The organism is Pseudomonas fluorescens, assembly GCF_902497855.1.
GTDB classification, from domain to species: Bacteria; Pseudomonadota; Gammaproteobacteria; order Pseudomonadales; family Pseudomonadaceae; genus Aquipseudomonas; species Aquipseudomonas fluorescens_BI.
The window spans coordinates 285078-309410 of record NZ_CABVHU010000005.1 but is presented as its reverse complement, the minus strand read 5'-3'; the positions used below and the strand labels follow the sequence as shown (position 1 = coordinate 309410).

The 24333-nt window shown below is 61.8% G+C and carries 23 protein-coding genes; 9 read left to right on the top strand and 14 right to left on the bottom strand.

The annotated features are described in order from the left end of the window. The first annotated feature begins 30 nt into the window (after positions 1-30). The 3 genes from F8N96_RS13230 to F8N96_RS13220 all read left to right on the top strand — a co-directional run bounded on the left by F8N96_RS13230 (position 31) and on the right by F8N96_RS13220 (position 2998). Entirely contained in the window at positions 31-939 is a 909-nt protein-coding gene (locus tag F8N96_RS13230) for an ABC transporter permease (RefSeq protein ID WP_150798174.1), read from the top strand. Then, positions 936-1784, top strand: a complete 849-nt coding sequence (locus F8N96_RS13225) for an ABC transporter permease (protein WP_150798173.1) — start codon at positions 936-938, stop codon at positions 1782-1784. Before F8N96_RS13230 ends, F8N96_RS13225 begins: the two co-directional genes overlap by 4 nt. A 158-nt stretch (positions 1785-1942) precedes the next feature. Beyond that, entirely contained in the window at positions 1943-2998 is a 1056-nt protein-coding gene (locus tag F8N96_RS13220; RefSeq protein WP_150798172.1) for an ABC transporter ATP-binding protein, read from the top strand. A gap of 152 nt (positions 2999-3150) precedes the next feature. On the opposite strand, the gene F8N96_RS13215 is transcribed toward F8N96_RS13220, so the two are convergent. Continuing rightward, a complete protein-coding gene (locus F8N96_RS13215) occupies positions 3151-4080 on the bottom strand; it encodes an AraC family transcriptional regulator (RefSeq protein WP_150798171.1) in 930 nt (309 codons plus the stop codon). Between the two features lie 428 nt (positions 4081-4508). Between F8N96_RS13215 and F8N96_RS13205 the strand changes: the two genes are divergently transcribed. Together F8N96_RS13205 and F8N96_RS13200 are read left to right on the top strand one after the other, a co-directional pair. Continuing rightward, positions 4509-4862, top strand: a complete 354-nt coding sequence (locus tag F8N96_RS13205; protein WP_123368238.1) for a putative quinol monooxygenase — start codon at positions 4509-4511, stop codon at positions 4860-4862. A 42-nt stretch (positions 4863-4904) separates the two neighbouring features. Next, entirely contained in the window at positions 4905-5135 is a 231-nt protein-coding gene (locus tag F8N96_RS13200) for a hypothetical protein (RefSeq protein WP_008156042.1), read from the top strand. Here the strand turns inward: F8N96_RS13200 and F8N96_RS13195 are convergent, their stop codons facing one another. The 6 genes from F8N96_RS13195 to F8N96_RS13170 form a co-directional block, all read right to left on the bottom strand. Further along, positions 5136-5765, bottom strand: a complete 630-nt coding sequence (locus tag F8N96_RS13195) for a flavin reductase family protein (RefSeq protein WP_150763709.1) — start codon at positions 5763-5765, stop codon at positions 5136-5138. Between the two features lie 251 nt (positions 5766-6016). Continuing rightward, positions 6017-6211: a hypothetical protein gene (locus F8N96_RS13190; RefSeq protein WP_150798170.1), complete on the bottom strand. Its 195-nt coding sequence runs from the start codon at positions 6209-6211 to the stop codon at positions 6017-6019. A 107-nt stretch (positions 6212-6318) separates the two neighbouring features. Further along, positions 6319-7638, bottom strand: coding sequence for an MFS transporter (locus tag F8N96_RS13185; RefSeq protein WP_150763707.1), 1320 nt, complete (start codon positions 7636-7638; stop codon positions 6319-6321). 300 nt (positions 7639-7938) lie between these two features. After that, the gene (locus F8N96_RS13180; protein WP_150798169.1) at positions 7939-9264 is read right to left on the bottom strand and encodes a sigma-54-dependent transcriptional regulator; all 1326 of its coding nucleotides are present in this window, start codon (positions 9262-9264) and stop codon (positions 7939-7941) included. Beyond that, a complete protein-coding gene (locus F8N96_RS13175) occupies positions 9258-11024 on the bottom strand; it encodes an ATP-binding protein (RefSeq protein ID WP_150798168.1) in 1767 nt (588 codons plus the stop codon). The genes F8N96_RS13180 and F8N96_RS13175 overlap by 7 nt, the downstream gene beginning before the upstream one ends. A 232-nt stretch (positions 11025-11256) precedes the next feature. Next, on the bottom strand, positions 11257-12780 hold the full coding sequence (locus F8N96_RS13170; RefSeq protein ID WP_045058265.1) for a fumarate hydratase: 1524 nt from the start codon (positions 12778-12780) through the stop codon (positions 11257-11259). Positions 12781-13020: 240 nt separating this feature from the next. On the opposite strand from F8N96_RS13170, the gene F8N96_RS13160 reads away from it, so the two are divergent. Both F8N96_RS13160 and F8N96_RS13155 read left to right on the top strand, forming a co-directional pair. Beyond that, entirely contained in the window at positions 13021-13956 is a 936-nt protein-coding gene (locus F8N96_RS13160) for an iron-sulfur-binding ferredoxin reductase (protein WP_150798167.1), read from the top strand. Between the two features lie 29 nt (positions 13957-13985). Continuing rightward, the gene (locus F8N96_RS13155) at positions 13986-14735 is read left to right on the top strand and encodes an enoyl-CoA hydratase-related protein (protein WP_150798166.1); all 750 of its coding nucleotides are present in this window, start codon (positions 13986-13988) and stop codon (positions 14733-14735) included. A gap of 207 nt (positions 14736-14942) precedes the next feature. On the opposite strand, the gene pyk is transcribed toward F8N96_RS13155, so the two are convergent. After that, on the bottom strand, positions 14943-16394 hold the full coding sequence (pyk, locus tag F8N96_RS13150; RefSeq protein ID WP_150798165.1) for a pyruvate kinase: 1452 nt from the start codon (positions 16392-16394) through the stop codon (positions 14943-14945). Positions 16395-16570: 176 nt separating this feature from the next. Between pyk and F8N96_RS13145 the strand changes: the two genes are divergently transcribed. Both F8N96_RS13145 and F8N96_RS13140 read left to right on the top strand, forming a co-directional pair. Continuing rightward, a complete protein-coding gene (locus F8N96_RS13145; protein WP_150763701.1) occupies positions 16571-16945 on the top strand; it encodes a tetratricopeptide repeat protein in 375 nt (124 codons plus the stop codon). Positions 16946-17177: 232 nt separating this feature from the next. Continuing rightward, the gene (locus F8N96_RS13140; RefSeq protein WP_064679418.1) at positions 17178-17537 is read left to right on the top strand and encodes a PilZ domain-containing protein; all 360 of its coding nucleotides are present in this window, start codon (positions 17178-17180) and stop codon (positions 17535-17537) included. An 88-nt stretch (positions 17538-17625) separates the two neighbouring features. On the opposite strand, the gene F8N96_RS13135 is transcribed toward F8N96_RS13140, so the two are convergent. From F8N96_RS13135 to F8N96_RS13110, 6 genes are read right to left on the bottom strand one after another with little or no spacing between them, the layout of a single operon-like run. Continuing rightward, positions 17626-18957 carry a DUF58 domain-containing protein gene (locus F8N96_RS13135; RefSeq protein WP_150798164.1) on the bottom strand — a complete coding sequence of 444 codons (1332 nt, stop codon included), beginning with the start codon at positions 18955-18957 and terminating at the stop codon, positions 17626-17628. Further along, entirely contained in the window at positions 18954-19955 is a 1002-nt protein-coding gene (locus F8N96_RS13130) for an AAA family ATPase (RefSeq protein ID WP_150798163.1), read from the bottom strand. The genes F8N96_RS13135 and F8N96_RS13130 overlap by 4 nt, the downstream gene beginning before the upstream one ends. Then, positions 19952-21115: a DUF4350 domain-containing protein gene (locus tag F8N96_RS13125; protein WP_150798162.1), complete on the bottom strand. Its 1164-nt coding sequence runs from the start codon at positions 21113-21115 to the stop codon at positions 19952-19954. Before F8N96_RS13125 ends, F8N96_RS13130 begins: the two co-directional genes overlap by 4 nt. After that, complete coding sequence (locus tag F8N96_RS13120) at positions 21112-22629, bottom strand: DUF4129 domain-containing protein (protein WP_150798161.1); 1518 nt, start codon at positions 22627-22629, stop codon at positions 21112-21114. The genes F8N96_RS13125 and F8N96_RS13120 overlap by 4 nt, the downstream gene beginning before the upstream one ends. Beyond that, positions 22616-23593 carry a stage II sporulation protein M gene (locus F8N96_RS13115; RefSeq protein ID WP_150798160.1) on the bottom strand — a complete coding sequence of 326 codons (978 nt, stop codon included), beginning with the start codon at positions 23591-23593 and terminating at the stop codon, positions 22616-22618. The genes F8N96_RS13120 and F8N96_RS13115 overlap by 14 nt, the downstream gene beginning before the upstream one ends. Continuing rightward, positions 23590-24315, bottom strand: a complete 726-nt coding sequence (locus tag F8N96_RS13110) for an RDD family protein (RefSeq protein ID WP_150798159.1) — start codon at positions 24313-24315, stop codon at positions 23590-23592. Before F8N96_RS13110 ends, F8N96_RS13115 begins: the two co-directional genes overlap by 4 nt. Positions 24316-24333 lie beyond the last annotated feature (18 nt).

The following is a 24333-nucleotide window of genomic DNA, read 5'->3' as shown; positions in this document are numbered from 1 at the left end:
CATCGATCTTCCATTGACGAGACCACTGCTATGGAACACCAACCTCTGACTCACCCGGTAAGCGCGGCGCCAGTGCGTGCCAACCGGGGCGTTTCGCCGACGACCCGCGCCTGGTTCTTCCTCTCGCCGTCGATGCTGTTTCTGGGCGTATTGATCGCCGCCAGCCTGCTGGTCCTGCGCATGAGCGTGGGCACCAAGGGCGCGGAATGGACCGGGTTCAGCCTGGCGAGTTACGCGCAATTGCTGGAACCCTATTACCTCAAATCCTTGCTGCTGACCCTGCGCCTGGCCCTGATCAGCGCGGTGATCGCGGTGGTGCTGGCGATCCCGGTGGCCTACACCATGTCGCGGCTGACTTCGCCCTTTGTGCGACGGATCTTTCTCGCGGCGGTGCTGTTGCCGTTGCTGGTCAACCTGCTGCTGCAAAGCTATGGCTGGCTGGTGATCCTGGGTCCTGGCGGCATGCTCAATCAGGCGCTGATGGGCCTGGGCCTGATCAAGCGCCCGATCATGCTGCTGTACAACCAGAACGGCGTGCTGATGGGCCTGGTGCAGACGGCCTTCCCGCTGGCGGTGCTGCCGATTGCCAGCGCCATGCGCGGCGTCGCCCGTACCTACGAAGAAGCCGCCGCCACCCTGGGCGCCAGCCGCCTGCAGGTGTTCCGCCAGGTGGTGCTGCCGATGAGCATGCCGGGGATCATCACCGGTGCGACGCTGGTCTTCGCCTACAACGCCAGCAGCTTCGTGGTGCCGTTGCTGCTCGGTGGCCGGCGCGTGCCGATGCTGGCAGTGATGGTGCATGACCAGATCGCCCCGCTGATGAACTGGCCTGCCGCCTCCGCTGCCGGTGTGGTGTTGATTGTCACCACGCTCGCGATCATGACCTTGTCCGAATACATCACCGGCCGTCGTCGGCGCATGCTGGAGGCTTCCCAATGAGCACCCTGACCAAGAAACGTTATGGGCTGCTGCCCGGCGAGACCGGCAAGTTCGCCGGCATCCTGTCGGGCTTCATCCTGCTGCTGGCGGTGTTGCCGATCCTGACCATGATCGTGATGTCGTTCAGCGGGGCGTCGAACCTCGACTTCCCGCCGAGCAGCTACAGCCTGCAATGGTACAAGGCCGCCTGGCATACCTTTGTCTCGCCGGACTCCAGCGATGTGCTGAGCCTGGGCAAGGCCATGACCACCAGCCTGATGGTCGCTTGCCTGACCATGGTCTTCGCCACCCTTGTCGCGGTGCCGGCCGCTTATGCGCTGACCCGTTGCGAGTTCCGTGGCAAGGCCGTGGCGCTGCAGCTGATGTCGTTGCCCCTGGTGTTCCCAATGGTGGTGTTGGGCCTGGCGTTGCTGCTGGTGTTCGACAGCCTGCCATTCCAGATGACCACCTCGCGATTGGTGATTGCCCACGTGATCCTGGCGTTGCCCTTCGTGGTGAAGAACTGCACCGCCGCGATGCTCTCCATCGGCAGCGAAGTCGAAGAAGCCGCGCAGATGCTCGGCGCCTCACCGCTGCGGGCGATTGTCGATGTGGTGGTGCCGTTGATGAAGTCGGGGATCCTGGCGGGGATGCTGCTGGCGTTCATCGTCTCGTTCAACGAATTCACCGTGACCTATTTCCTCTACACCATCGACGTCATGACCGTGCCGATCTGGATGTACAGCCGCACCGTGTCTTCGCTCGACCCTACCGTTTTCTCGTTTGCCGTGCTGATCGTGCTGATCGACTTCGTCCTGATCTGGGCGTTGGAGAAGCTAGTCGGTGAAGGCGGCGTTTCGTTCTAGCTTCTGCCTGGAGGTGCCTGCGCTCGATCATGCTGCGTTAAAAGTCAGCTCAGAATGCTCATTGACTAAAGTCAACTCCGCTTCTTCGCAGACTTTTGCCTTGCCTGATCATCGCTCGGCGACCTCCAGCCAGAACCTTATTTCTTGAGGTGGTTGATATGTCTGGTCTGATTCTGGAAAACGTCGAGAAACATTATGGCTCGGCCTGCGCGGTGAAGGATGTGAACCTGCATTTGCCCGAGGGCAAACTGGTGTGTTTTCTCGGCCCGTCCGGCTGTGGCAAAACCACCTTGCTGCGCATGATCGCCGGGCTTGAAACCCTGAGCGGCGGCGAGATCCGCCTGGACGGTGAAGACATCGGCCACACCCCGGCGCACCAGCGCAATTTCGGCATGGTGTTCCAATCCCTGGCGCTGTTTCCGCACATGACCGTGGGGGAAAACATCGCCTATCCGCTGAAACTGCGCGGGGTCGACAAGGCTGACCAGCAGGCGCGGGTGGTGGAGCTGCTGCAACTGATTCAGCTGCAGGAAATGATCGACCGTCCGGTGTCGAAACTCTCCGGCGGCCAACGCCAGCGCGTGGCGATTGCCCGGGCGATTGCCAATCACCCGAAAATCCTGTTGCTCGACGAACCGTTGTCGGCATTGGATGCAAAGCTGCGCGAATCCATGCAGGTGGAAATCCGCCAGCTGCAACAGCGCCTGAACATCACCACGATCATGGTGACCCACGATCAGCGTGAAGCCATGACCATGGCGGATATCGTCGTCGTGCTGGGCGAACATCGCGTGCAGCAAGTGGGGACGCCGATCGAGATCTACCGCCATCCGGCCAACGAATTTGTCGCGGACTTCATCGGCTCGGGCAACATCTTCCCGGCTACCGCACTGGGCAACGGCAAGATTGGTTTGCCAGGTGGCGATGCCCTGGAAGTGCCGATCTGCAGCAGTATCGTGGTGGGGGAGAAGGTCAGGATGCTGATTCGCCCTGAAGACCTGCAACTGTCGCAGCCCCAGGCAACGGCAGGCAATCGCTTGCTGGGCAAGGTGACGTTCGTGCGCGATATCGGCGCGACGATTGAAACCACCGTGGAGTGTTCCGGGGTATCGTTTACGGCATTGAGCACGCCGTGCCAGGGGTTCGGGTTGAGCATTGGCAATCCGGTGTCGGTGACCTTGCCGGCTGAGGCTTGCCGGGTGCTCAGCGCCTGATTTTAGAGATGGGTTGACTGTAAGGGCCTCTTCGCTGGCAAGCCAGCTCCTACAGGGATTATTGGCAGTCACAAAATTGTGTGAACACCGACGAAACCTGTAGGAGCTGGCTTGCCAGCGAAGGCGCCATCAGCCACACCACAACTGTCGGATCAAACCGACAACCGCAACCGCGCCAAATCCCGTAACGGCGGCGCCCCGAACAACCGGCTGTACTCCCGGCTGAATTGCGACGGGCTTTCATACCCCACGCGATACCCCGCCGCCGACGCTTCCAGCCCTTCTGCCAGCATCAACCGCCGCGCCTCCTGCAAGCGCAACTGCTTCTGATATTGCAACGGACTCATCGCCGTCATGGCCTTGAACCGATGATGCAACGTCGACACGCTCAGGTTCACTTCCTTGGCCAGGTCATCGATGCGCAGCGGTTGCTCATAGTTGCCGTTGAGCCATTTGATTGCCTGGCTGATGCGATGGCTCTGGCTGTTGGCGATGGCAATTTCATACAGCCGATGGCCCTGCTGGCTGCGCAACAGTCGATAGAGAATTTCCCGGCGAATCAGCGGCGCGAGCATGGCGATGTCTTTCGGTGTGTCCAGCAGGCGAGCCAGGCGCAGCACGGCGTCAAGCATTGCCGTGTCTATCCGTTCGACATACAGGCCGCGGCCAGTGGGCCGGGTGGGCACACCGAGAGGGCCGGCGTCGGCAATCAGCGCAGTGATTTCCGCCGGATCAATATCCAGCCGCACCGCGAGGATCGGTTCTTCAGACGTGACGTTCACCACTCGTCCGCTCAAGGGCATCGAGACTGAGACCACCAGGTAATTCAGCGGATCGTAATTGAAGTACTCATCGGCCAGCCTGACCTCTTTACGGCCCTGCGCCATGATGCACAGCGCAGGTTGCGCCAGTACCGGGGCAAACTCATGGGACTTGCTATGGCGAGACATGAAGAGCGAGCCAACAGCCGTGGCATACGTGCCATCGTCCTGGGTGTTGCGGCGGATGATGGCGGCCAGTTCCGTGCGCTGCTTTTCCATGTCGGCGTCCAGCGGAGCCTGAAACTGATCGAGTGACGACATGCAGGCATCCTCTTCGGGTATGTAGGAGCTGGCTTGCCAGCAAAGGCGGCATGTCAAGCGACATTCATGTTGAATGTGATGGCCTCTTCGCTGGCAAGCCAGCTCCTACAGGGGTCGTGGGTAATGAGCAGAGCTTATGTTTGTGCAAGGCACAGCGGTAGACACATCCTGCGAAAAGCTTGCCTGATTCTGCACGGGCTGGGGCGGTCGCGCTGCCATTAGCGATCAGTGCCCGGAAAACTTGCTCGAAAGTCGTATGACAGCCCGGTGACAGGGTTTACACGTTGTTACAGGTGCCAGGTGCCGCCGCGCAGGATTGTGCAACAAGCCGGCAGGAATCGACTAACGGGGCCGCGCCCGGGCGCTTAACCTTGGACCCTGTCGCAGCCCGTCCCACGGCTGCGGTCGACTACCTGGGAGGGTTGAACATGTCTACGCAGATCCCCGTCAGTCATATGGCTTTTGTTCGTGCCCGCGCCGGGCGTTCGGCGGAACTCGGTGCGCGCCTGAGCGCCTTGATCGAGCCGTCCCGCAGCGCACCGGGTTGCCTGAATTTTGCCCTGCAACATTCGCAGTGCGATCCGGAGTTGTGGCTGGTGTCCGGTTTCTGGATGAACCAGCAGGCCATGACCGCTTACTTCAGCACCCCGGCCATGCAGATTTTTGCCGAGTTGGTGCAAGACCTGGTGGTCAACAGCCTGGACTTTCATACCTTCAAGGACGTGTCGGCCGCCCAGGCGCTGGGGCAGTCTCAGTCGTGGGTACACAAAATGGCCGGTTGAGGGTTTAATGGCTCAATTCTCCATTCAGCCAGGATCCGCGACATGGCACGCAAAGCCTTTGAAACCTTCGAAGCCGTATCTGCCGTAGTACCCCGTGAAGGCGGTTATCACGCCGCAATCGCCACCAAGGCCATCGGTGGTTCGGGTGCACCGCGCTTTCACAAACTGCTTGAAGAACAGACCTTCAAAACTGCCCATGAAGCCGATGAGGCCGCAGCCAAAGAGCTGACCCGTCTCAGGGACGTCAGCGAAGACGGCGACCTGATCTGGTAATTACTTGACCGCCCCCGGGCGGAACATCTTGAACAATGCCTCAGGCCCCAGCTGGAAGTAATCCGCTGGCCCGCCACCGCGCAGAATCGGTTCTGCCGCGGCGGTGTCGTACACCCCGTCCTTGAGTAACCATTTGGCGATGTGCACGGCCACCACTTCGCCGAGGATCAACCAGCTGGGCACCACGTTTCCGTCGGCCCGCTGCAACTGAATGATCTGGGTGACCTTGCACTCGAACGACACCGGACTTTCCGCCACCCGTGGCACCTGAATGATTGTCGAGGCGGCTGGCGTCAGTCCGGACAGCTCGAATTCATTGACCTCAGGCGCGACCATGGCGCAGCTCTGGTTCATTTGCTCGGCCAGTGGCCGGGTCGCCAGGTTCCAGGCGAACTCGCCGGTCTGTTCGATGTTGTTCAGGCTGTCCTTGCGCCCGACACTGGAAAAACCAATGATCGGCGGGATGTAGTTGAAGGCATTGAAGAAGCTGTAGGGCGCCAGGTTCAAGCGGCCGTTGGCATCCTGTGAAGAAATCCAGCCGATGGGGCGCGGGCCGACGATCGCATTGAACGGGTCGTGGCGCAGGCCATGGCCATTGGCGGGTTCGTAGAAGTGGATGTCGTCGGGCATGGAGAGGGTTCCTGGAGGCTCATTCGCGGATCGGGCCATAGTGCAAGGACGAGCGCGTTATTTCCAGTCGACGTACCCCTGTAGGAGCGAGGCTTGCCCGCGAAGAGGCCATTTCATCCAACTATTTATTGCCAGACATACCGCCTTCGCGGGCAAGCCTCGCTCCTACGAGGATGCGTTGATCCTGGAGTTTTGTGTTCCTCCAGACATGACAAAGCCCGGCCGAAGCCGGGCTGTGAACCCTCCATCCATTATCCGTCGCTGGCCTCTGCTTTGCCCGTTTCAGCGGAATCATCAGCAGCATAAGTGCCCGACCGGGCGCGTTCCGCAGGGGTGTGGGCCTGGGCGGTGAAGGCGGCCGAGCCGGTTTTGTCGTAGCCGTCGGCGGCGTAGGTGTTGGCTGCCAGAACGGCAAGGATCAGGGTGAGGAACAGTTTGGTTTTCATGGGGCACTCCAGGTGCTTATAAAGCAGACACCTGGAGGGTCCATGGGGGGCATTAACCGGTGATTAATCCGGCTTCCGGCTTGTGTGACAGTTTGTTTACATCAGGATCAGTCCGTCTCGATCCGTGAATGCTTGCGGGTGTCCTTCATGGTCACGTAGACCAGCAGCGACACGGCAATGCATGCAGTGACATACCAGTAATAACCGGTTTCCATGCCGATGTTCTTGAACCACAGCGCGATGTATTCAGCGGTACCGCCGAAGATCGACACGGTCAGCGCATAGGGCAAGCCTACGCCCAGCGCACGGATTTCGGTCGGGAACAGTTCGGCTTTGACCACCGCGTTGATCGAGGTGTAGCCGCTGACGATGATCAGCGCGGCCATGATCAGGAAGAACGCGCCCCACCAGGTCTGGATGGTGTGCAGGGTGGTCAGGATCGGCACGGTGAACAGCGTGCCCAACACGCCGAACGCGATCAGGATCGGCCGACGCCCGATTTTATCCGACAGCCCGCCAACGATCGGCTGCAAACACATGAACAGGAACAGCGTGGCAGCGGAAATGGTGGTGGAGTCGGTGATGCTCATGCCGACGGTGTTTACCAGGTATTTCTGCATGTAGGTGGTGTAGGTGTAGAACGCCAGGGTGCCGCCCATGGTCAGGCCGACCACGGTCATCAGTTCCTTCGGATGGCGCATCAAGGTGCGCATGGCGCTTTCCTTGGCCTTCTCTTTCTTGGTGAACGACTCGGTTTCTTCCATGCCACGGCGCAGGTAGAGCGCGACGACGGCGCAGAGTGCGCCGATGGCGAACGGGATGCGCCAGCCCCAGGCGTACAGCTCTTCGGTGGTCAGGGTCTGTTGCAGCACGATCAACACCGCCAACGCGATGAGCTGGCCGGAGATCAGGGTCACGTACTGGAAGCTGGAATAGAAGCCGCGACGTTCCTTGGTGGCCATTTCGCTGAGGTAAGTCGCCGAGGTGCCGTATTCGCCACCGACCGACAGGCCCTGCAGCAAGCGGGCAAACACCAGCAGGATCGGCGCGCCGATGCCGATGGTCTCATAGCCGGGGCTCAGGGCGATCAGCAGCGAGCCGAAGCACATCAGGTACACCGAGGCCATCAATGCCGCTTTGCGCCCGACTTTGTCGGCGTAAAGGCCCATCAGCCAGCCGCCGATCGGGCGCATCAGGAAGCCCACGGCGAAGATTGCTGCAGTGTTCATCAGCTGCGCGGTAGAGGAGCCGGCGGGGAAAAAAGACTTGGCGAAGTACAGGGAAAACGCAGCATAAACGTACCAATCGTACCATTCGACCATGTTGCCGACAGAGCCGCTGAAGATCGACTTGATGCGGCTGGCGGTGGTTCTTGCTTTGGCCGGCACGGCAGCCGAACCAAGGGGCAGGGTATTGGAGTTATCCATTGAAGGATCCTTCGTTTAATTGTTGTTGTGGAGCGTGATTAAACGCAGCCTGCAGGGGCTATAGCAGGAGCTGTGCCAATAGGGAGAAGGCCGGTTTAGAGGGGGGTACGGGATTTTGTGAGCGGAAATCCGCTCATCGCAGAGAAGGTGTGAGCGGAAAATTGCTTATCGGGGGTGGGGTTTGTTCTGCCTGTACCGGCCTCTTCGCTGGCAAGCCAGCGCCTAGAGGTGATCGAGTCGTTAGCTGGAACGCGGTTAACTGTAGGAGCTGGCTTGCCAGCGAAGGGGCCGGTACAGACACTACAAAAACATCTCGCGGGTCAGCCCATGCCGCTGCATCTTTTCATTGAAGGTGCGGCGCGGCAGTTGCAGTTCTTCGAGCACCGCTTTCACATCACCTTTGTGCCGGGTCAGTGCCGCGCGCAGGCAATGCGCTTCGAACGCTTCCTGCTGTGCCGCCAGCGACTGCCCGGGATCGACGCCCGGTGGTTCCGGCTCGTCCAGTCCCAGCACCTGCCGCTCGGCGACGTTCGCCAGTTCGCGCACATTGCCCGGCCAGTCGTGGCTCAGCAGATGGCTCAACTGCGGCCCGCTCAACGGGGGGAAGGTGCGCCCCAGACGCTCGGCGGCGCTGTGCGCAAACGACTCGAACAACAGCGGAATGTCTTCGCGACGATCGCGCAACGGTGGCAAGCGCAACTCGGCCACGTTCAAGCGGTAAGCCAGATCTTCGCGAAAGCGTCCGGCCCGCGCTTCGTCCAGCAAGTCGGGTTTGGTCGCGGCGATGATCCGCAAATCCACGCGGATGCTTTGATTGGAACCCAGCCGCTCGAGCTTCTGCTCCTGCAACACCCGCAGCAATTTCACCTGTTGGGCCAAGGGCATGCTTTCGATTTCATCGAGAAACAACGTGCCGCCATCGGCGTATTCGAGCTTGCCGATGCGCTTGCCCTGAGCGCCGGTGAACGCACCGCTTTCGTGACCGAACAGCTCGGCCTCGAACAACTGCTCGGGGATCGCCGCGCAATTCAAGGCCACGAATGGCTTGGCTGCTCGTGGCCCGAAGTCATGCAGGCAACGGGCAACCAGTTCCTTGCCGCTGCCGGTTTCACCGCGGATCACCACATTGACCGGCAGCGCCGCCAGGTCCAGCACTTGCCGACGCAGCGTTTGCAAGCTCCGGGACACGCCCAGCAGCGTGGCATCGAGCCTGGCGCGATTGTCCGCCTGCTCGTGCAGGGCCCGGTTTTCCAGGACCAGCCGGCGCTTGTCCAGCGCGCGACGCAGGCTGCCCAGCAGGGTTTCGGGGCTGAAGGGCTTTTCGAGAAAATCGTAGGCGCCATCGCGCATCGCCTCGACCGCCATCGGCACATCGCCGTGGCCGGTCAGCAGGATCACCGGCAGATCGGCATCGCGGCGCTGCACTTCGGCCAGCAGTTCCAGGCCGGTCATGCCGGGCATGCGCACGTCGCTGAGGATCACCCCGGGGAAATGTTCCGGCAACTGCGCCAGGCATTCATCGGCACGGCTGAACAGCTGCACCTCGAAACCCGACAGGCTCAGCCATTGTTCGACGGCGTCGCGGATGCTGCTTTCATCGTCGACCACTATCACTGAGTTCAGCATGCGCCGTTGGCCTCTGGATCGATCGGCAAGGTGAGGGTGAACACCGCGCCGTTGGCATGATTATCGGCGCTCAGGCGTCCGCCCGATTCGTGCACGATGGCGAAGGATACCGCCAGACCGATGCCCAGGCCATCGCCCACCGGTTTGGTGGTGAAGAACGGATCGAACACCTTCGCCAGGTTTTCCTCGGCGATGCCACTGCCGTTGTCGATCACGCTCAGGCGCCACAGTTGTTCGTCCGCTTCGAGGCGGATTTCCAGGCGCTTGCAGGGTTTGTCCCGCATCGCATCGAGGGCGTTGCGCAGCAGATTGATCAGCACCTGTTCCAGGCGGATCGCATCGCCCCGCACCCAGGCCGGCCGCGTCAGGTGCAGCACCGTGCTTACCTGTTCATCGCGCAGACGGGTGTCGAGCAGTTGCAGCGATTGGTCCACCACTGCCGCCAGGTCCAGGCGTTCGCGCAAGCCGCTGGGGCTTTTGCGGGCGAAGGTTTTCAAATGGCCGGTGAGGGCGGCCATGCGCGTCAGCATGTCGTCCACCGGTTTGAGCGCTTTGTAGGCTTCATCGACTCGGCCGTGATCGAGCAGCAGCCTCAGTGTCGCAAGCTGCATGCGCTGGGCGGTCAGCGGCTGGTTGATTTCATGCGCCAGCGCGGCAGACATCTGGCCGAGGGCGGCGAGTTTGGCCGACTGCACCAGGCCGTCCTGGGCCGTGCGCAGGTCGCGGGTGCGTTCTTCGACTAATTGTTCGAGTTCTTCGCGGCTGCGCTGGCGCATTTTCGCCAGACGCCAGCGTTGGTTGAGGAACAGCAGCAGGAACACCAGCGTCAGCCACAACCCGGCAGCGGCCAGCGCCGCGTTGCGCACATCTTCAAAGGCCACTTGTGGGCGGCGCAGCAGGTGCAGCGTCCAGCCTTCGGTGGCCAGCGGCAGGGATTCCCACAGGTAATCGGCCTTGCCGTCAGGGTCTTCGACCCGGGTCAGGTCACTGTTGTCGTCGAAGCGGTGCAGGGATTGATAGTCCAGCAGGGTCAGCGGCTGCTTGTCGTATTGGCGGGTGGCTTTCAGCTCGGCGTGATCGCTGTCGTTCAGTGGTTGCAACAGGCGATAACGCCAGCCCGGCTGGTTGGCGATGAAAATGATCCCGCGGGCGTCACTGACCAGCAGCGTGTCGCTGCCCTGGCGCCATTCGCGCTCCAGGTCCGGAAACTCGAGCTTCACCACCATCGCACCGAGAAACCGGCCATCGTCATCGGTGACCGCACTGGACAGGAAGTAACCGGGAATCCCGCTGGTCACCCCCACGGCATAAAAGCGCCCGGTGCCCTGGGTGCGGGTCTGGCTGAAATAGGGGCGAAAACTGTAGTTGTGCCCGACGTAACTGCTGGGCAAACGCCAATTGCTGGCCGCGATGGCAAGGCCGGTGTGATCCAGCAGTTCCAGGGTCGAGGATTGGGCTGCGCCGTTGATCTGTTCCAGTTTGCGGTTCAAAGCGTCCTGTTGCTCGGGGCTCGGCGGGCCCTTGAGTGCCGAACGCAGTTCCGGGTCCAGGGCGAGCACGGCGGGCAGGGCGCGGTAACGTTCGATCAGGGTGTGCAGCGATGTGGCATAGAGACCCAATTGCTGATTCGCGCGGGCAGCGTCTTCCACCAGGGCCTGGCGTTCGGCGTGACGTACGGCCAGGGTGGCTGCGAGGACTGCGCCAGCCAGGATAATAAAGATGTACAGCGTCAGGCGCAGGGGGCGGGAAGACTCGAACATGCGGGGCATTACACAATGTATACGGAGGGCGCGCACCATAACATGAGCACCGTGCCTCCTGTAGGAGCGAAGCTTGCTCGCGAAGTACTTGAGTGCGACGCGTCAAATCAGAATAAACACGTAATCGTTCACGTCCTTCGCGAGCAAGCTTCGCTCCTACAGGGTGATGCGTGGCAAAAAAAAAGGCGACAGGAGCCTGCTCCTGTCGCCTTTTCTTTGTCAGTCGAAGCGCTTACTGCACTTCTACCGCCAGGCTTTCACTGATCTTTTTCTGCCAGATGGCAGGACCGGTGATGTGCACCGATTCACCCTTGCTATCCACCGCAACGGTGACCGGCATGTCTTTCACGTCGAACTCGTAGATGGCTTCCATGCCCAGTTCGGCGAAAGCCACCACGCGGGATTTCTTGATGGCTTGCGCCACCAGGTAAGCCGCGCCGCCGACAGCCATCAGGTACACGGCTTTGTGGTCCTTGATCGCTTCGATCGCGGTCGGGCCGCGTTCGGATTTGCCGATCATGCCCAGCAGGCCGGTTTGCTCGAGGATCTGACGGGTGAACTTGTCCATCCGCGTAGCAGTGGTAGGGCCTGCAGGGCCCACTACTTCTTCACGCACCGGATCGACCGGGCCGACGTAGTAGATGAAGCGACCCTTGAGGTCGACCGGCAGGGTTTCACCCTTGTTCAGCATCTCGACCATGCGCTTGTGCGCGGCGTCGCGACCGGTGAGCATCTTGCCGTTGAGCAGGACGGTTTCGCCCGGCTTCCAGCTCTGTACTTCTTCCGGGGTCAGGGTGTCCAGGTTGACGCGACGGGCCGACGGGCCGGCTTCCCAGACGATTTCCGGGTAGGCGTCCAACGGTGGCGCTTCCAGCGAGGCCGGGCCGGAACCGTCGAGCACGAAGTGCGCATGACGGGTGGCGGCGCAGTTGGGGATCATGCACACCGGCAAGGAGGCGGCGTGGGTCGGGTAATCCATGATCTTCACGTCGAGCACGGTGGTCAGGCCACCCAGGCCCTGGGCGCCGATGCCCAGTTGGTTGACCTTCTCGAACAGCTCCAGGCGCATCTCTTCGATGCGATTGGACGGGCCGCGCTTTTTCAGCTCGTGAATGTCGATGGATTCCATCAACACTTCCTTGGCCATCACCGCGGCTTTCTCGGCGGTGCCGCCGATGCCGATGCCGAGCATGCCCGGTGGGCACCAGCCGGCGCCCATGGTCGGAACGGTCTTCAGCACCCAGTCGACGATCGAGTCGGACGGGTTGAGCATGGCCATCTTCGACTTGTTCTCGGAACCGCCGCCCTTGGCCGCCACGTCCACTTCCACGGTATTACCCGGGACGATGGAGTAGTGGATAACGGCCGGGGTGTTGTCCTTGGTGTTCTTGCGAGCGCCCGCCGGGTCGGCGAGGATCGAAGCGCGCAGGACGTTTTCCGGCAGGTTGTAGGCCCGGCGCACGCCTTCGTTGATCATGTCGTCCAGGCCCATGGTGGCGCCATCCCAACGCACGTCCATGCCCACGCGGACGAAGACGGTGACGATGCCGGTGTCCTGGCAGATCGGGCGGTGGCCGGTGGCACACATGCGCGAGTTGATCAGGATTTGCGCCATGGAGTCACGGGCCGCTGGCGATTCTTCGCGCAGGTAGGCTTCGTGCATCGCCTGGATGAAGTCAACGGGGTGGTAATAGGAAATGAACTGCAGGGCGTCGGCAACGCTCTGAATCAGGTCGTCTTGCTTGATCACGGTCATGAGTCGCGCTCCTCTAAAAGACGGGAACATTCAATAAGGTGCTTGCAGCTTGGGTGCATCGGTCGGTTGCAAGCACCTTTCAAGGCACGCCGGGCAAGCTGGCGCGACGCTAAAAAGGCGCGGCAGTATACCGCGCCTCGCAGGCCTGCACACGCTTGGTCGGTCAAACGTTGGTCGCATAGGTACACTACAGGGGGGTAAGGGATGTGGTATTGATGCCGACGGCATAGGAGAATGTTGATGCCTGAATTACGAGTCGGCGCGCGCCAATGGTCTGTTGCAGCCGGTAGCAATCTGCTCGATGCCTTGAATCGCAACGGTGTGCCAGTGCCCTACAGCTGCCGCGCCGGTAGCTGTCATGCCTGCCTGGTGCAGTGTGTGCAAGGGCTGCCGAGCGATAGCCGACCCGATGCCTTGAGCGCGGACCAGCGTCAGCAAGGCTGGCGACTGGCGTGCCAGTGTCAGGTGGTCGAGGACTTGCAGGTACACGCCTTCGACCCGCAACAGGACGGCCGACCGGCCCAAGTGGCTGCCGTCGATTGGTTGAGCGCCAGTGTGTTGCGTTTGCGCCTGACCCCTGAGCGTCCTTTGCGCTACAGCGCCGGGCAGCATCTGGTGTTGTGGGCGGGCAACGTCGCGCGGCCGTACTCCCTCGCCAGCCTGCCGGAAGAAGACCGTTTCCTGGAGTTTCACCTCGACTGTCGCCAGCCTGGGGAATTTTGCGATGCGGCCCGTCAATTGAAGATCGGCGATGGGATCCGTCTCGGCGAGTTGCGCGGCGGGGCCTTGCATTACGACGTGGACTGGAACACCCGGCCGTTGTGGCTGATGGCCGCCGGTACCGGGCTGGGGCCGTTGTTTGGCGTCTTGCGTGAAGCGCTGCGTCAGGACCACCAAGGTGCGATCCGTGTCATTCACCTGGCCCATGATGCCGAGGAGCATTATCTGGCCAAACCCCTGCAAGCCATGGCCGCCAATCGTGGGAACCTCAGCGTCGAGCTGTGGACCCCGGCCGAGTTGCCCGCGGCTTTGGCGCAACTGAGGCTTGTTTCCCGGCAAACCCAGGCTTTACTCTGCGGGGCCCCCGACAGTGTCGACGCCTTTGCCCGGCGCCTGTACCTGGCGGGACTGCCGCGCAATCAACTGCTGGCCGATGTTTTTCTGCCCCGCGGTTGAGCGCTGATTTTTTCGGACGCGAGACCTCTATGACCAATGCCATCCAACTTGAGCGCGAACGCGGCCTGCTGACCCTGCGTCTGAACCGCCCCGACAAGAAAAACGCCCTGACCCGCGCCATGTACAGCCACCTGGCCGAAGCGCTGGAACAGGCCGATGCCGATCCGGAAATCAACGCAGTGCTGATCACCGGATCCGCCGAGTGTTTCACCGCCGGCAACGACATCGCCGATTTCCTGATGCAACCGCCGACCAGCCTCGACAGCCCGGTGTTTCATTTCATGCTCAGCCTGCTCGAATGCCGCAAGCCGGTGATTGCCGCCGTGGCCGGTGCCGCGGTGGGCATTGGCACGACGATGCTGCTGCATTGCGATTTGGTATACATCAGCGCGGATGCACGGTTGCGCATGCCGTTCGTCAATCTCGGTTTGTGCCCGGAATTTGGCTCCAGCCTGATCCTGCCGCGGTTGCTGGGGCAGGCCAAAGCGGCGCAATTGTTGTTGCTGGGCGAAGGTTTCAGCGGTGAGCAAGCTGCCGCATGGGGCATCGCGACCGAAGCCCTGGACAGTGGCGAAGCGGCGTTGGCCAAGGCGCGGGAGATGGCGTTGCGTTTCGAGTCGCTGCCACCGGAAGCGGTGCGGATCAGCAAGCAACTGATGAAAGCCCCGGACCGCGAGCAATTGCGCAAAGTGATAGAAGAAGAGGGCGCGTTGTTCACTGAGCGTTTGCGCTCGCCGGAAGCGATTGCGGCGTTGTCGGGGTTTATCAACCGGCATTAAGTCGGCGGTGAACCGTCCGACCCCTTCGCTGGCAAGCCAGCTCCTACAGGGGGTTATGGCGGTCACTTGATTTGTGAACTACCCCGACCAATGTAGGAGCTGGCTTGCCAGCGAAGAGGCCGGCCCAAGCAATACATCTACCGGATCAGAAACCAAAAAGCCCCGCCATTCACATGGCAGGGCTTTTGTTTTTCAGCAGCCGATCACTCAGACCTGCGGGTCGCCCACGTGCAGAATCTTCATGCCGTTGGTGCCGCCGGTGGTGTGGTAGCTGTCACCCTTGGTCAGGATGACCCAGTCGCCTTTCTCTACGACGCCGCGTTTGACCAGCTCGTCGATCGCCTTCTGGCTGACTTCGTGTGGCTCCAGCGAGGCCGGGTCGAACGGAACGGTGTACACGCCACGGAACATCGCTGCGCGCGCCTGGGTTTCGCGGTGCGGCGAAAACGCATAGATCGGAACCGAAGAACGGATGCGCGACATGATTAGCGGGGTGTAGCCGCTTTCGGTCAATGCGATGATCGCTTTCACACCCGGGAAGTGGTTGGCGGTGTACATGGTTGCCAGCGCAATGCTCTCGTCGCAGCGGGTGAATTCCTTGCCGATGCGATGGCTTGAGGTCTTGCCGGTCGGGTGCTTTTCAGCGCCGATGCAGATGCGGGCCATGGCCTGCACAGCTTCCAGCGGGTACAGACCGGCGGCACTTTCGGCCGACAGCATCACGGCGTCGGTGTAGTCGAGCACGGCGTTGGCCACGTCGGACACTTCGGCGCGGGTCGGCATCGGGTTCTGGATCATCGACTCCATCATCTGGGTCGCGACGATCACGGCCTTGTTGTGGCGGCGTGCGTGCAGAATGATTTTCTTCTGAATGCCTACCAGCTCGGCGTCGCCGATTTCCACACCCAGGTCACCACGGGCAACCATGACGGCGTCGGAGGCCTGGATCAGGCCGTCGAGCGTCTCGTCGTCGGCCACGGCTTCGGCGCGTTCGATCTTCGCCACCAGCCAGGCAGTGCCGCCCGCTTCGTCGCGCAGTTGACGGGCGTATTCCATGTCGGCGGCGTCACGTGGGAAGGACACGGCGAGGTAGTCGACCTGCATTTCTGCGGCGAGCTTGATGTCGGCCTTGTCTTTTTCGGTCAGCGCCGGTGCAGTCAGGCCACCGCCGCGACGGTTGATGCCTTTGTGATCCGACAGCGGGCCACCGATGGTCACGGTGCAGTGCAATTCGGTTGCCGTGGCGGTGTCGACGCGCATGACCACGCGACCGTCATCGAGCAGCAGCTCGTCGCCCACACCGCAATCCTTGACCAGGTCCGGGTAGTCGATGCCGACCACTTGCTGGTTGCCTTCGGTCAACGGATGGCTGGTGGAGAAGGTGAATTGATCACCGATCTTCAGCTCGATCTTCTTGTTGGCGAATTTGGCGATACGGATTTTCGGGCCTTGCAGGTCACCCAGCAGGGCGACGAAACGGCCGTGCTTGGCTGCCAGGTCACGCACCAGCTTCGCGCGAGCCTTGTGCTCGTCGGGGGTGCCGTGGGAGAAGTTCAGACGGGCGACGTCCAGGCCAGCCAGAATCAGCTGTTCGAGAACTTCCGGCGAGTTACTGGCCGGGCCAAGGGTAGCGACGATTTTGGTACGACGGACGGACATGCAAAGACTCCTGAGTTCAAGCGCTGAGTGAGGCTACTATGCTCTGCAGGTGTAGTCATTGTTCGTGTGCACTACTTTTTGCGAAGAACTTTGTTATTCGCTTGTTTCTTTAAATCGAACATTCCTGAAGATTTCCGCCAGCGGGTCGATACAGGGCTCAAGACAGGAGACTCCTCATGCGATTCGTGCTCATAGCCGCCCTTGCCCTCAGTGTCACGGGCTGTACCCGTTGGTCGATGAACCATCATTTGAATAACGCCTACAGCGCCTATGATCGCGGCAATTGCGAACAGGTGATGCTCGAACTGTCCAAAGTCGAACGCGCAAGCAGGGCGCGGCCCTATGTGTGGCCGGAAGTGTCGATGATGCGCGGTTTGTGTCTTGAGCGTCAGAAACTGTTCGTTGATGCCGCTCAAACCTATCAGTTCATTATCGCGTCGTACCCGCACAGTGAATATGCCTTTCGCGCGAGCGCCCGGTTGGAAACCTTGCAATCGCTGGGTCATTATCCGCTGCGCAGTGCCGAGGCCGTTCGCCCGACCCGGTTCTGATGGCGGTCGCTATATTGAAGACTGGATCAGCGGCGGTGGTGAGCTATAGTCGAATGGATCGGTTTTAGAGCCGTGCCTTTAAACCGGGGAAACACCTGTGATCGGCAGGAGTAAGCGGCAGCTGTTCAAAGACTGTCGCACCAGGATCAGGGAGAGCGCGCCTTTATAGTGGGAGGCCCGTTCCGAAGCATTAGTGCGGCTCTGCTTAAGGGCCTTGCGTAGCGAATTCAACATGTTCACCGTCCGCCGTATCGAGCGGCATCAACTGCCGTATTTTCTTCGAGTGTTCAACAGCGTTACCGACAAACCCATTGGCTTTCTGGGTAACGTCTCCGAAGATGGGCTGATGCTCATCAGCCAGTTGCCGATGATGATCGGTGCCGACTTCGATTTGCGCCTGAAAATCCCTATGGCCGGTGGTTGCCACCAGGTGATCGATCTCAATGCCTGCTGCCTGTGGTGCCATGAAGACACCACCCCCCACCATTACGACGCCGGGTTCTGCCTGCAACGGGCACCGCCGGAGTATGGGCAATTGGTCGATGCGTTGAAGCAGTACTTCAGTTTTCAACCGTTGCCGGCGTCGGCCTGAAGTCTGCAGTGTCTCCACTGTCGCTATCGCGGGTTTGTCGGATCGCCGCACCGCCGCGATAGCGACAGTTCAAACAAAAAAAACCGCGCTAAAACACCCCGGCCTTCTTCCATTCCAGATAGCGCGTCACCAATGCGGCACCTAACTCGACAGCAGTCGTATCCACCACCGGCACCCCATGGGCGTTCAATCGCTCATGAAGTTCGGCCCGGGCATTGAGGAAGTCCACGGTGCCGCAATAGTTCAGCGCCTCGTCAAAGGTCTGCACCGGTGCCTGACGCAAGCGGTCGAGCACGTCTTCGCGCAGGCTGGCGACCAACACCCGATGTGACTTGCCCAGGCGTTTGACGGCGGTGAGCAGTTCTTCGTCGTCTTCGTCCCGCAGATTGGTGACCACGACCACCAGTGCCCGGCGTTTCTGTCGAGCCAGGAGCTCGGTTGCAGCGCCCTGGTAGTCGGCACTGCGTTGGCCGCTGTCGAGGTCATAGACCTGGTTGAGCAGTCGGTTGAGTTGCCCGGCGCCTTTGACCGGGGCGAGGTAGCGCGGCTGCTCGTGCGCAAAGGTGCAAAGGCCCACGGCATCCCCCTGGCGCAGGGCGACGTAGCTGAGCAGCAGGCAGGCATTGAGTGCATGGTCGAAGTGCGACAGTTCATCGTCCTGGCTGCGCATGCGCCGGCCGCAATCGAGCATGAACATGATCTGCTGGTCGCGCTCGTCCTGATACTCCCGCGCAATTGGTACGCGTTGGCGGGCGGTGGCTTTCCAGTCGATCTGGCGCAGGCTGTCGCCTTCGCGAAATTCACGGAGCTGATGAAATTCCAGGCCCAGGCCGCGTCGTTGGTGCTGGCGTACGCCAAGTTGGCTGAGCCAGTTGTCCACGGCCAGCAGTTGGCCGCCGTAGAGGCGGGCAAAGTCGGGGTAGACGCGGGTTGCGTCGGTCACGCTTAGCAGCCGTTTGTCGGACCACAGGCCCAATGGGCTCGGCAGGCTGATTTCGCAGCGTTCGAAACTGAAGTGGCCGCGCTTGAGCGGGCGCAGGCGGTAGTCGATCTGGCTGCGCAGGCCGGGTTGCAGTTCGACCGACAGGGGCAGGTTTTCGAAGCTCAGGCCGTGGGGTACGTGATCGAAGAGCTGGATGTTCAGTGGCTGGGCAAAGTCATGCTCGACCTCCAGTCGCACGTCGCCCCAACGACCGAGCGCCAGGCTGCCGGGCATTTGTCGCCGCAGGCGGGGCGAGGGCAGGCGTTTGAGGCGAATGGCGTCGAGTATCGCCAGGACCAGTAGTGCCAGGAGCAATCCCCAGTGGATCGACGGCAGACTCTCGGGCATCGCGATGTCCAGCGCGCGCAATGTGCCCAGGGCGATGCCGATGACCAGCAGGATCGCGAGCCAGATCAACAGCAGGCGCGAGGGTTTCACAACCGCGGTGCCGGCACTTGATCGAGCAGTTGCCGCAGCACGTGATCGACCTCAAGCCCTTCGATGTCCAGTTCCGGCGCGAGGCGTACGCGATGACGCAACACCGCCAGCGCGCACCCCTTGATGTCATCCGGAATCACGAACGCGCCACCGCGCAATAGCGCCCGCGCCCGGGCGCAACGCACCAGCGCGATGGAAGCCCGGGGCCCGGCACCGAGGGTCAGCCCGGGCCAGCTGCGGGTGGTGCGGGCCAGGCGCACGGCATAGTCGAGGACCTGATTGTCCAGCGGCAGGTCGCTGGCGATGCGCTGCAAGGCCAGCACGTCCTTGGCTTGCAACACCGTGCGCAGCGGTTGCACGTCGAGCATGTCGGCCCGGGTCGAGCGAGTGACCTGGCGGACCATGTCCAGCTCCTGGTCGCCGTCGGGGTAATCCATGCGGACCTTGAGCATGAAGCGATCCAGTTCGGCTTCCGGCAGCGGGTAGGTGCCTTCCTGTTCGATGGGGTTTTGCGTGGCGAGCACCATGAACGGCTGCACGATCGGCAGGGCGCGGCCTTCGAGGGTCACTTGCCGTTCTTGCATGGCCTCGAGCAGCGCCGCCTGGGTTTTCGCCGGGGCGCGGTTGATTTCGTCGGCGAGCAACAGGTTGGTGAACAACGGCCCCTTGCGCAGTTTGAATTGCTCGGTCTGCAAGTCGTACACCGCGTGCCCGGTGACATCGCTGGGCATCAGGTCCGGGGTGAACTGGATGCGCGCGAACTCGCCGCCGAAGCAGCGCGCCAGCGCCCGCACCAGCAAGGTCTTGCCCAGCCCCGGCACGCCTTCGAGCAGCACATGGCCACCGGCGATCAGCGCCGTGAGCACGTCGTCGATCACCGCGTCCTGGCCGATCACAGCCTTGTGCAATTCACTACGCAACGCCTGCGCCAACTGACTGGCGCGCTGGCGTTGCTGGTCGGCATGGCTCGGGGCGTCGGGCTCTATCCGTTCACTCATAAGGCGTTCCTCAAGATTTGCAGGTGGGCGACCTGACGGCTGAATTCAACGCTGGAAAGCCGTTGCTTCGGGCGCGGGCTCATGACCTGGCTGATAGCGCGTGTGGATTGGCCGGTCAGGCGTGCGAGCACCTGCCATTGTTCGGCGATGCCGAGTTGTTCAAAACCGGGATGACGGCGCCGCACGCGGCGCAGGATGTCTTGTTGCAAGGTGTGCAGCAGGTGGTCCTGGCCCTTGCGCCGGAACAGAAAATCGGCACTGGCGCGCAGGTGTTCCTGGAGTTGCCGGCGGCCACGCGGCGCCGGTTCCAGCATCGGGCCATGACGCACGCCGACCTGCCAGAACCAGACACCGATCAGGGCAACGAGCGCTACCAGCGCCTGGGGGAAGTAACGCAGCAGCAAGGTCAGCAGGCTGTCGTGATCGGTGTTGAACAGCAGGGTCACCCGGGTATCCGCGGTCAGGTACCAGAGCAGCCAGGCATTGTCGTATTGGTCGATGGCCGGGGTTTTCCACAGGTCGGCGTCGGTGACCACGATGATCGAACCGAGCCCGTGATCGAGCTGCATCATATGCGTGGCCTTGGCGCTGTTGGCCCAGGCCTGGGCGAGGTTTTTCGGGTCTTCCAGATGGAAGGCGGTGTCGAAACCGGCGTAGGCCGGCGCGTCTTCGTCTTCAAGGTACAGCCTGGTCAGCCCGGGGTAGGGATCGGCCCTGCTGTCGGGTGGCGCGCCCTTGAGGTTCTTGCTCAGCAACTGATGCAACTGGACCCGGTCGAGCAGCAGGTCATTGCTCTGGCCCAGTCGTTCGTCCCATAGCGATTGGGCAACGAACAACAGGCGCCCCCCGGCCCGGGTCCAGTTCATCACTTGATCGATCTGGCGCGGGGTCATGTTGGACCGGTCACCGAGCAACAACAGGCTGTGCTGGCGCGGTTCGATAGAAGGCAGGATGTCGAGGCTGTCGGCATGGCTGACGGTCAGGCCCTGTCTGCGCAGGAAATGCTCGGCGGCGAGATAAGGGTTAGCCAGGGCCTCGGGCGAGGGACCGTGATCGATCACCTCCTGATAGGGCGTCGCCTGCAAGTACAGGTAAATACTCAGCGCGCCCAGTAGCACAGCGAGGAACACGCCGGCTGCAATCACGCCGCGTCGATTCAACGGGCGGCTCCGGGGCCGAACAAGGCTCGCCAGCCGTCACAGAGTTGTTGTTGCACGGGGGCGGGAGGCAGGCGATGCCCGTAGGCCATGTTCTGCCAGTGCCGGGTCAGGTTCTTGCTGAAGGCCAGCAACCCGGGGTGTTGCAGTTGTTCGATGCGCTCCAGCACCTGGCCTTCGGTGTCGGCGGGCTTCAGTGCCAGGTCGAAGTCATGCAGCAAGTGGCTGAGCAGGGCACGATAGAGCAAGCCGAGGGCTTCGCGAGGGTGGGTCTGCCAGAGGTGTTCGGCGCTGGCGGCGATGTCGGCGGGCAGGGTTTCGCGGTCGAGGTCCAGGCCGAATGCCTGCTGCGGTAACGGCCGTACGGTTTTACCAGGCAAAACCGGGCGACGACTGACGAAGGCCTGCAACCAGTCCCGGTAACGCCAGATCAAAAAACCGATGGCGCCGATCACTGTCCCCCACAGCACCCCCTCGATGAGCGTGGTCGACAGGTTGAGCAGTGCTGTCAGCCAGTCAGGTGTTCGGTCACCGTCTGGCGGGGCGGTCGGCGTGTCTTCGCCAAAACGATAGCGGGTGACCGTTTCCTTGTTCTTGAACGGCGGCTGGTCGAGGATCGTCTTGATCGTGTCCCGGGACGCCTGGCTGGTCAGCGGCTGGTCCAGCAGGCGCGGGCTGTCGGGTGAAATGTCCGGCTCGGCGGCCCACGTGGATTGCGCGGCAGGCACCAGCAGCAGCGCCGCCAGTAGCAGGGTGACGGCGACACTGCCCAGGCGTTGGCGCAGGCGGCGGAATGCCAGTTCGATATCCCAGGCCTCCAGCACCGTGCGCCGGTTCAGGTAAAGGCTGAAACCGCAGGCCACGTAGATCGGTTCCCAGGCCACCAGCACCAGTGCGTAGAAGAAGTTGGTCAGATGTTCCAGCCAGCGCCAGTCCTGTGTGGCCGCGCTGATCAAGGTCTGCCAGCTCCAATCGAGCTCTATCTGTTGCGGCAACAACAGGTAGAACAGCACCATCAGGCCGACCCACAAGGCGCTTTCCAGGTGCACGCCGATGATCGTCAACCACTTCGCGGCACCGGCGTTACGCTGCAACAGCACCTGCAAACGCTGCTCCCGCGCTTCACCCTCGAGGCCTTCGAGTTGCATGACCGGCATCAGGAAGCTGCGGCTCAGGCTCAGGCGTCGCCAGGTAAGGCTGGCCAGCAGTTGCGGCTTGAGCAAGCGCGGCCATTGGCGCAATGCCTGTTTCAATGTCGGTGTTTCGCCAAACATGGCTTTGGACAGAATGAACAGCGGCAGGCGTTCGAACGCGGGTTTCAGCCACCAGAAAATAAACACGGCGAGGGAGGGCGAGTCCCATAGCAGCAGGCTGAGCAGGGCGAAGACCGGCAGGGTCACGATGGCCCAACTGGTCATCAGCAGGCGTCGGTGGCGCTGACTCAGCAGCACGCCCAGGTCCATGGCTTCCCAGCCGAGGCGCGGGCGAATCACCACAGTGGCATCACTCAGGCGCATGGCGAGTCCGGCCGGCCAACAACAGGTACATCGCCACCAGTGACCAGAGCACGGCGCCGACCAGGTATTTGGTCATTGGCGCGAGCCCGGTCATCGATGACCAATAGGCTTCGATAAACGCCGCGATCAGCAGAAACACCATCACCCCACACATCAGCAGCACACTTTTGCGCGCCGCCAGGCGCAAGGCTTCGGCGCGGCGCAGGCGTCCCGGTGCGATCAATGCCCAGCCCAGTTGCAGGCCCGCGGCACCCGCCAGGGCGATGGCATTGAGTTCGAAGGCACCGTGGCCGATCACGAATGACCAGAAGGTCTGGCCATAGCCGATTTGCGTCAGGTGTCCGGCCACCGCGCCAATCATCAAGCCGTTGTAAAACAGGAAAAACGCGCTGCCCAGGCCAAACAGCAGGCCGCTGGCGAAGGTCTGAAAGGCAATGCCGATGTTGTGCATGATGTAGTAGCCGAACATGACCCAGTCTTCACTGGCCGCCCGTTCCGCCGAGCGCCCCAGATGACCGGCGTCGGGATCATACATGCTTTGCATCTGGCTGACCTGCTCGGCGGGGATCAGGTTGTAGATCAGGTCCGGAAACAGATACACCAGCAGGGCGATGCCGATCAGGCTGCCAAAAAACATCAGGCCGGCGGCGAGCACGAAGCGCCACTGTTCACGCACCAGTCGGGGAAAGTCCGCCAGGATGAAACCCAGGGCCTTGGCACCCAGACGGCTGCGATGCCGATAAAGCTGTTGATGGCCGCGCAGGACCTGTTGCTGCAATGAGTCGATCAGGAAACTGCTGTAACCGCGCTCCCGGGCCAGGGCCAGGTGATGGCAGAGTCGACGATAATCGTTTGGGAAACGGGCGGTACGCGAGGCGTGCTGGTTTCGTTCCAGCCTGTCAAGCAGCAGGGAAAACTGCTCCCATTCGGCCTTGTGGCGATTCTCGAAAAGGCTTTGCTTCATGCCGGGCCCAATAAGCCGCGGGCAATCCCGTTGAGCTCGGCCACCGCCTGTGGCGCTGGAACCTGCAAGGGTTGCGCGAGAATGGCCGCCAGTTCAGTGACCCGCGCCTTGGAGAGTTCACCCTGGCGTTCGGCAAACCCGAGGATGGCGCGTTGCTCGGCCAGCGCCAGGGCAAAGGCCGGGCGCCGGGGCTCTGCAGCGGGTAACTGAGGCCGGGAGAGCGGTTGTTCCCGGTAGATCACCAGCGTGCCGGCGGCCAGGTCGCCGAGGCGCTTGAAGTTGGGATGCTGCAGGCAGCTGATGGCCCCAAGGAAATAGCCAAACGGCAGCATGTCGACAAATCGCAGCAGGTTACGCAGCAGCGAAGCAGACCAGCCCACTGGCGTGCCATCGTCATGGACCACCCGCAGGCCCATCCACTGCTTGCCTGGCGAGCGGCCCTGATTGAGCACCTCGAACAGCACCATGTACCACCAGCTCACCACGAACAGCAGGATCGAGCCAAGACCGGCGCCGAGCTTGCCGAGAAACGCCAGGACAATAAACAGCAGGCCAAGGATCAACCCGCGCAGGCCAAGGTCGATGGAGAACGCCAGCGCACGCACCATCAATCCGGCCGGGCGCAAGGGCAAGTCGATGCCTTCCGGCGTTTCGATCCGGTACCGCGTGTCCAGTGGCGGGGACAGCGTTGCTTTCCTTGGCAGTGCTGTGGTCTCGAGCATGGGCAACCTGATGATGTG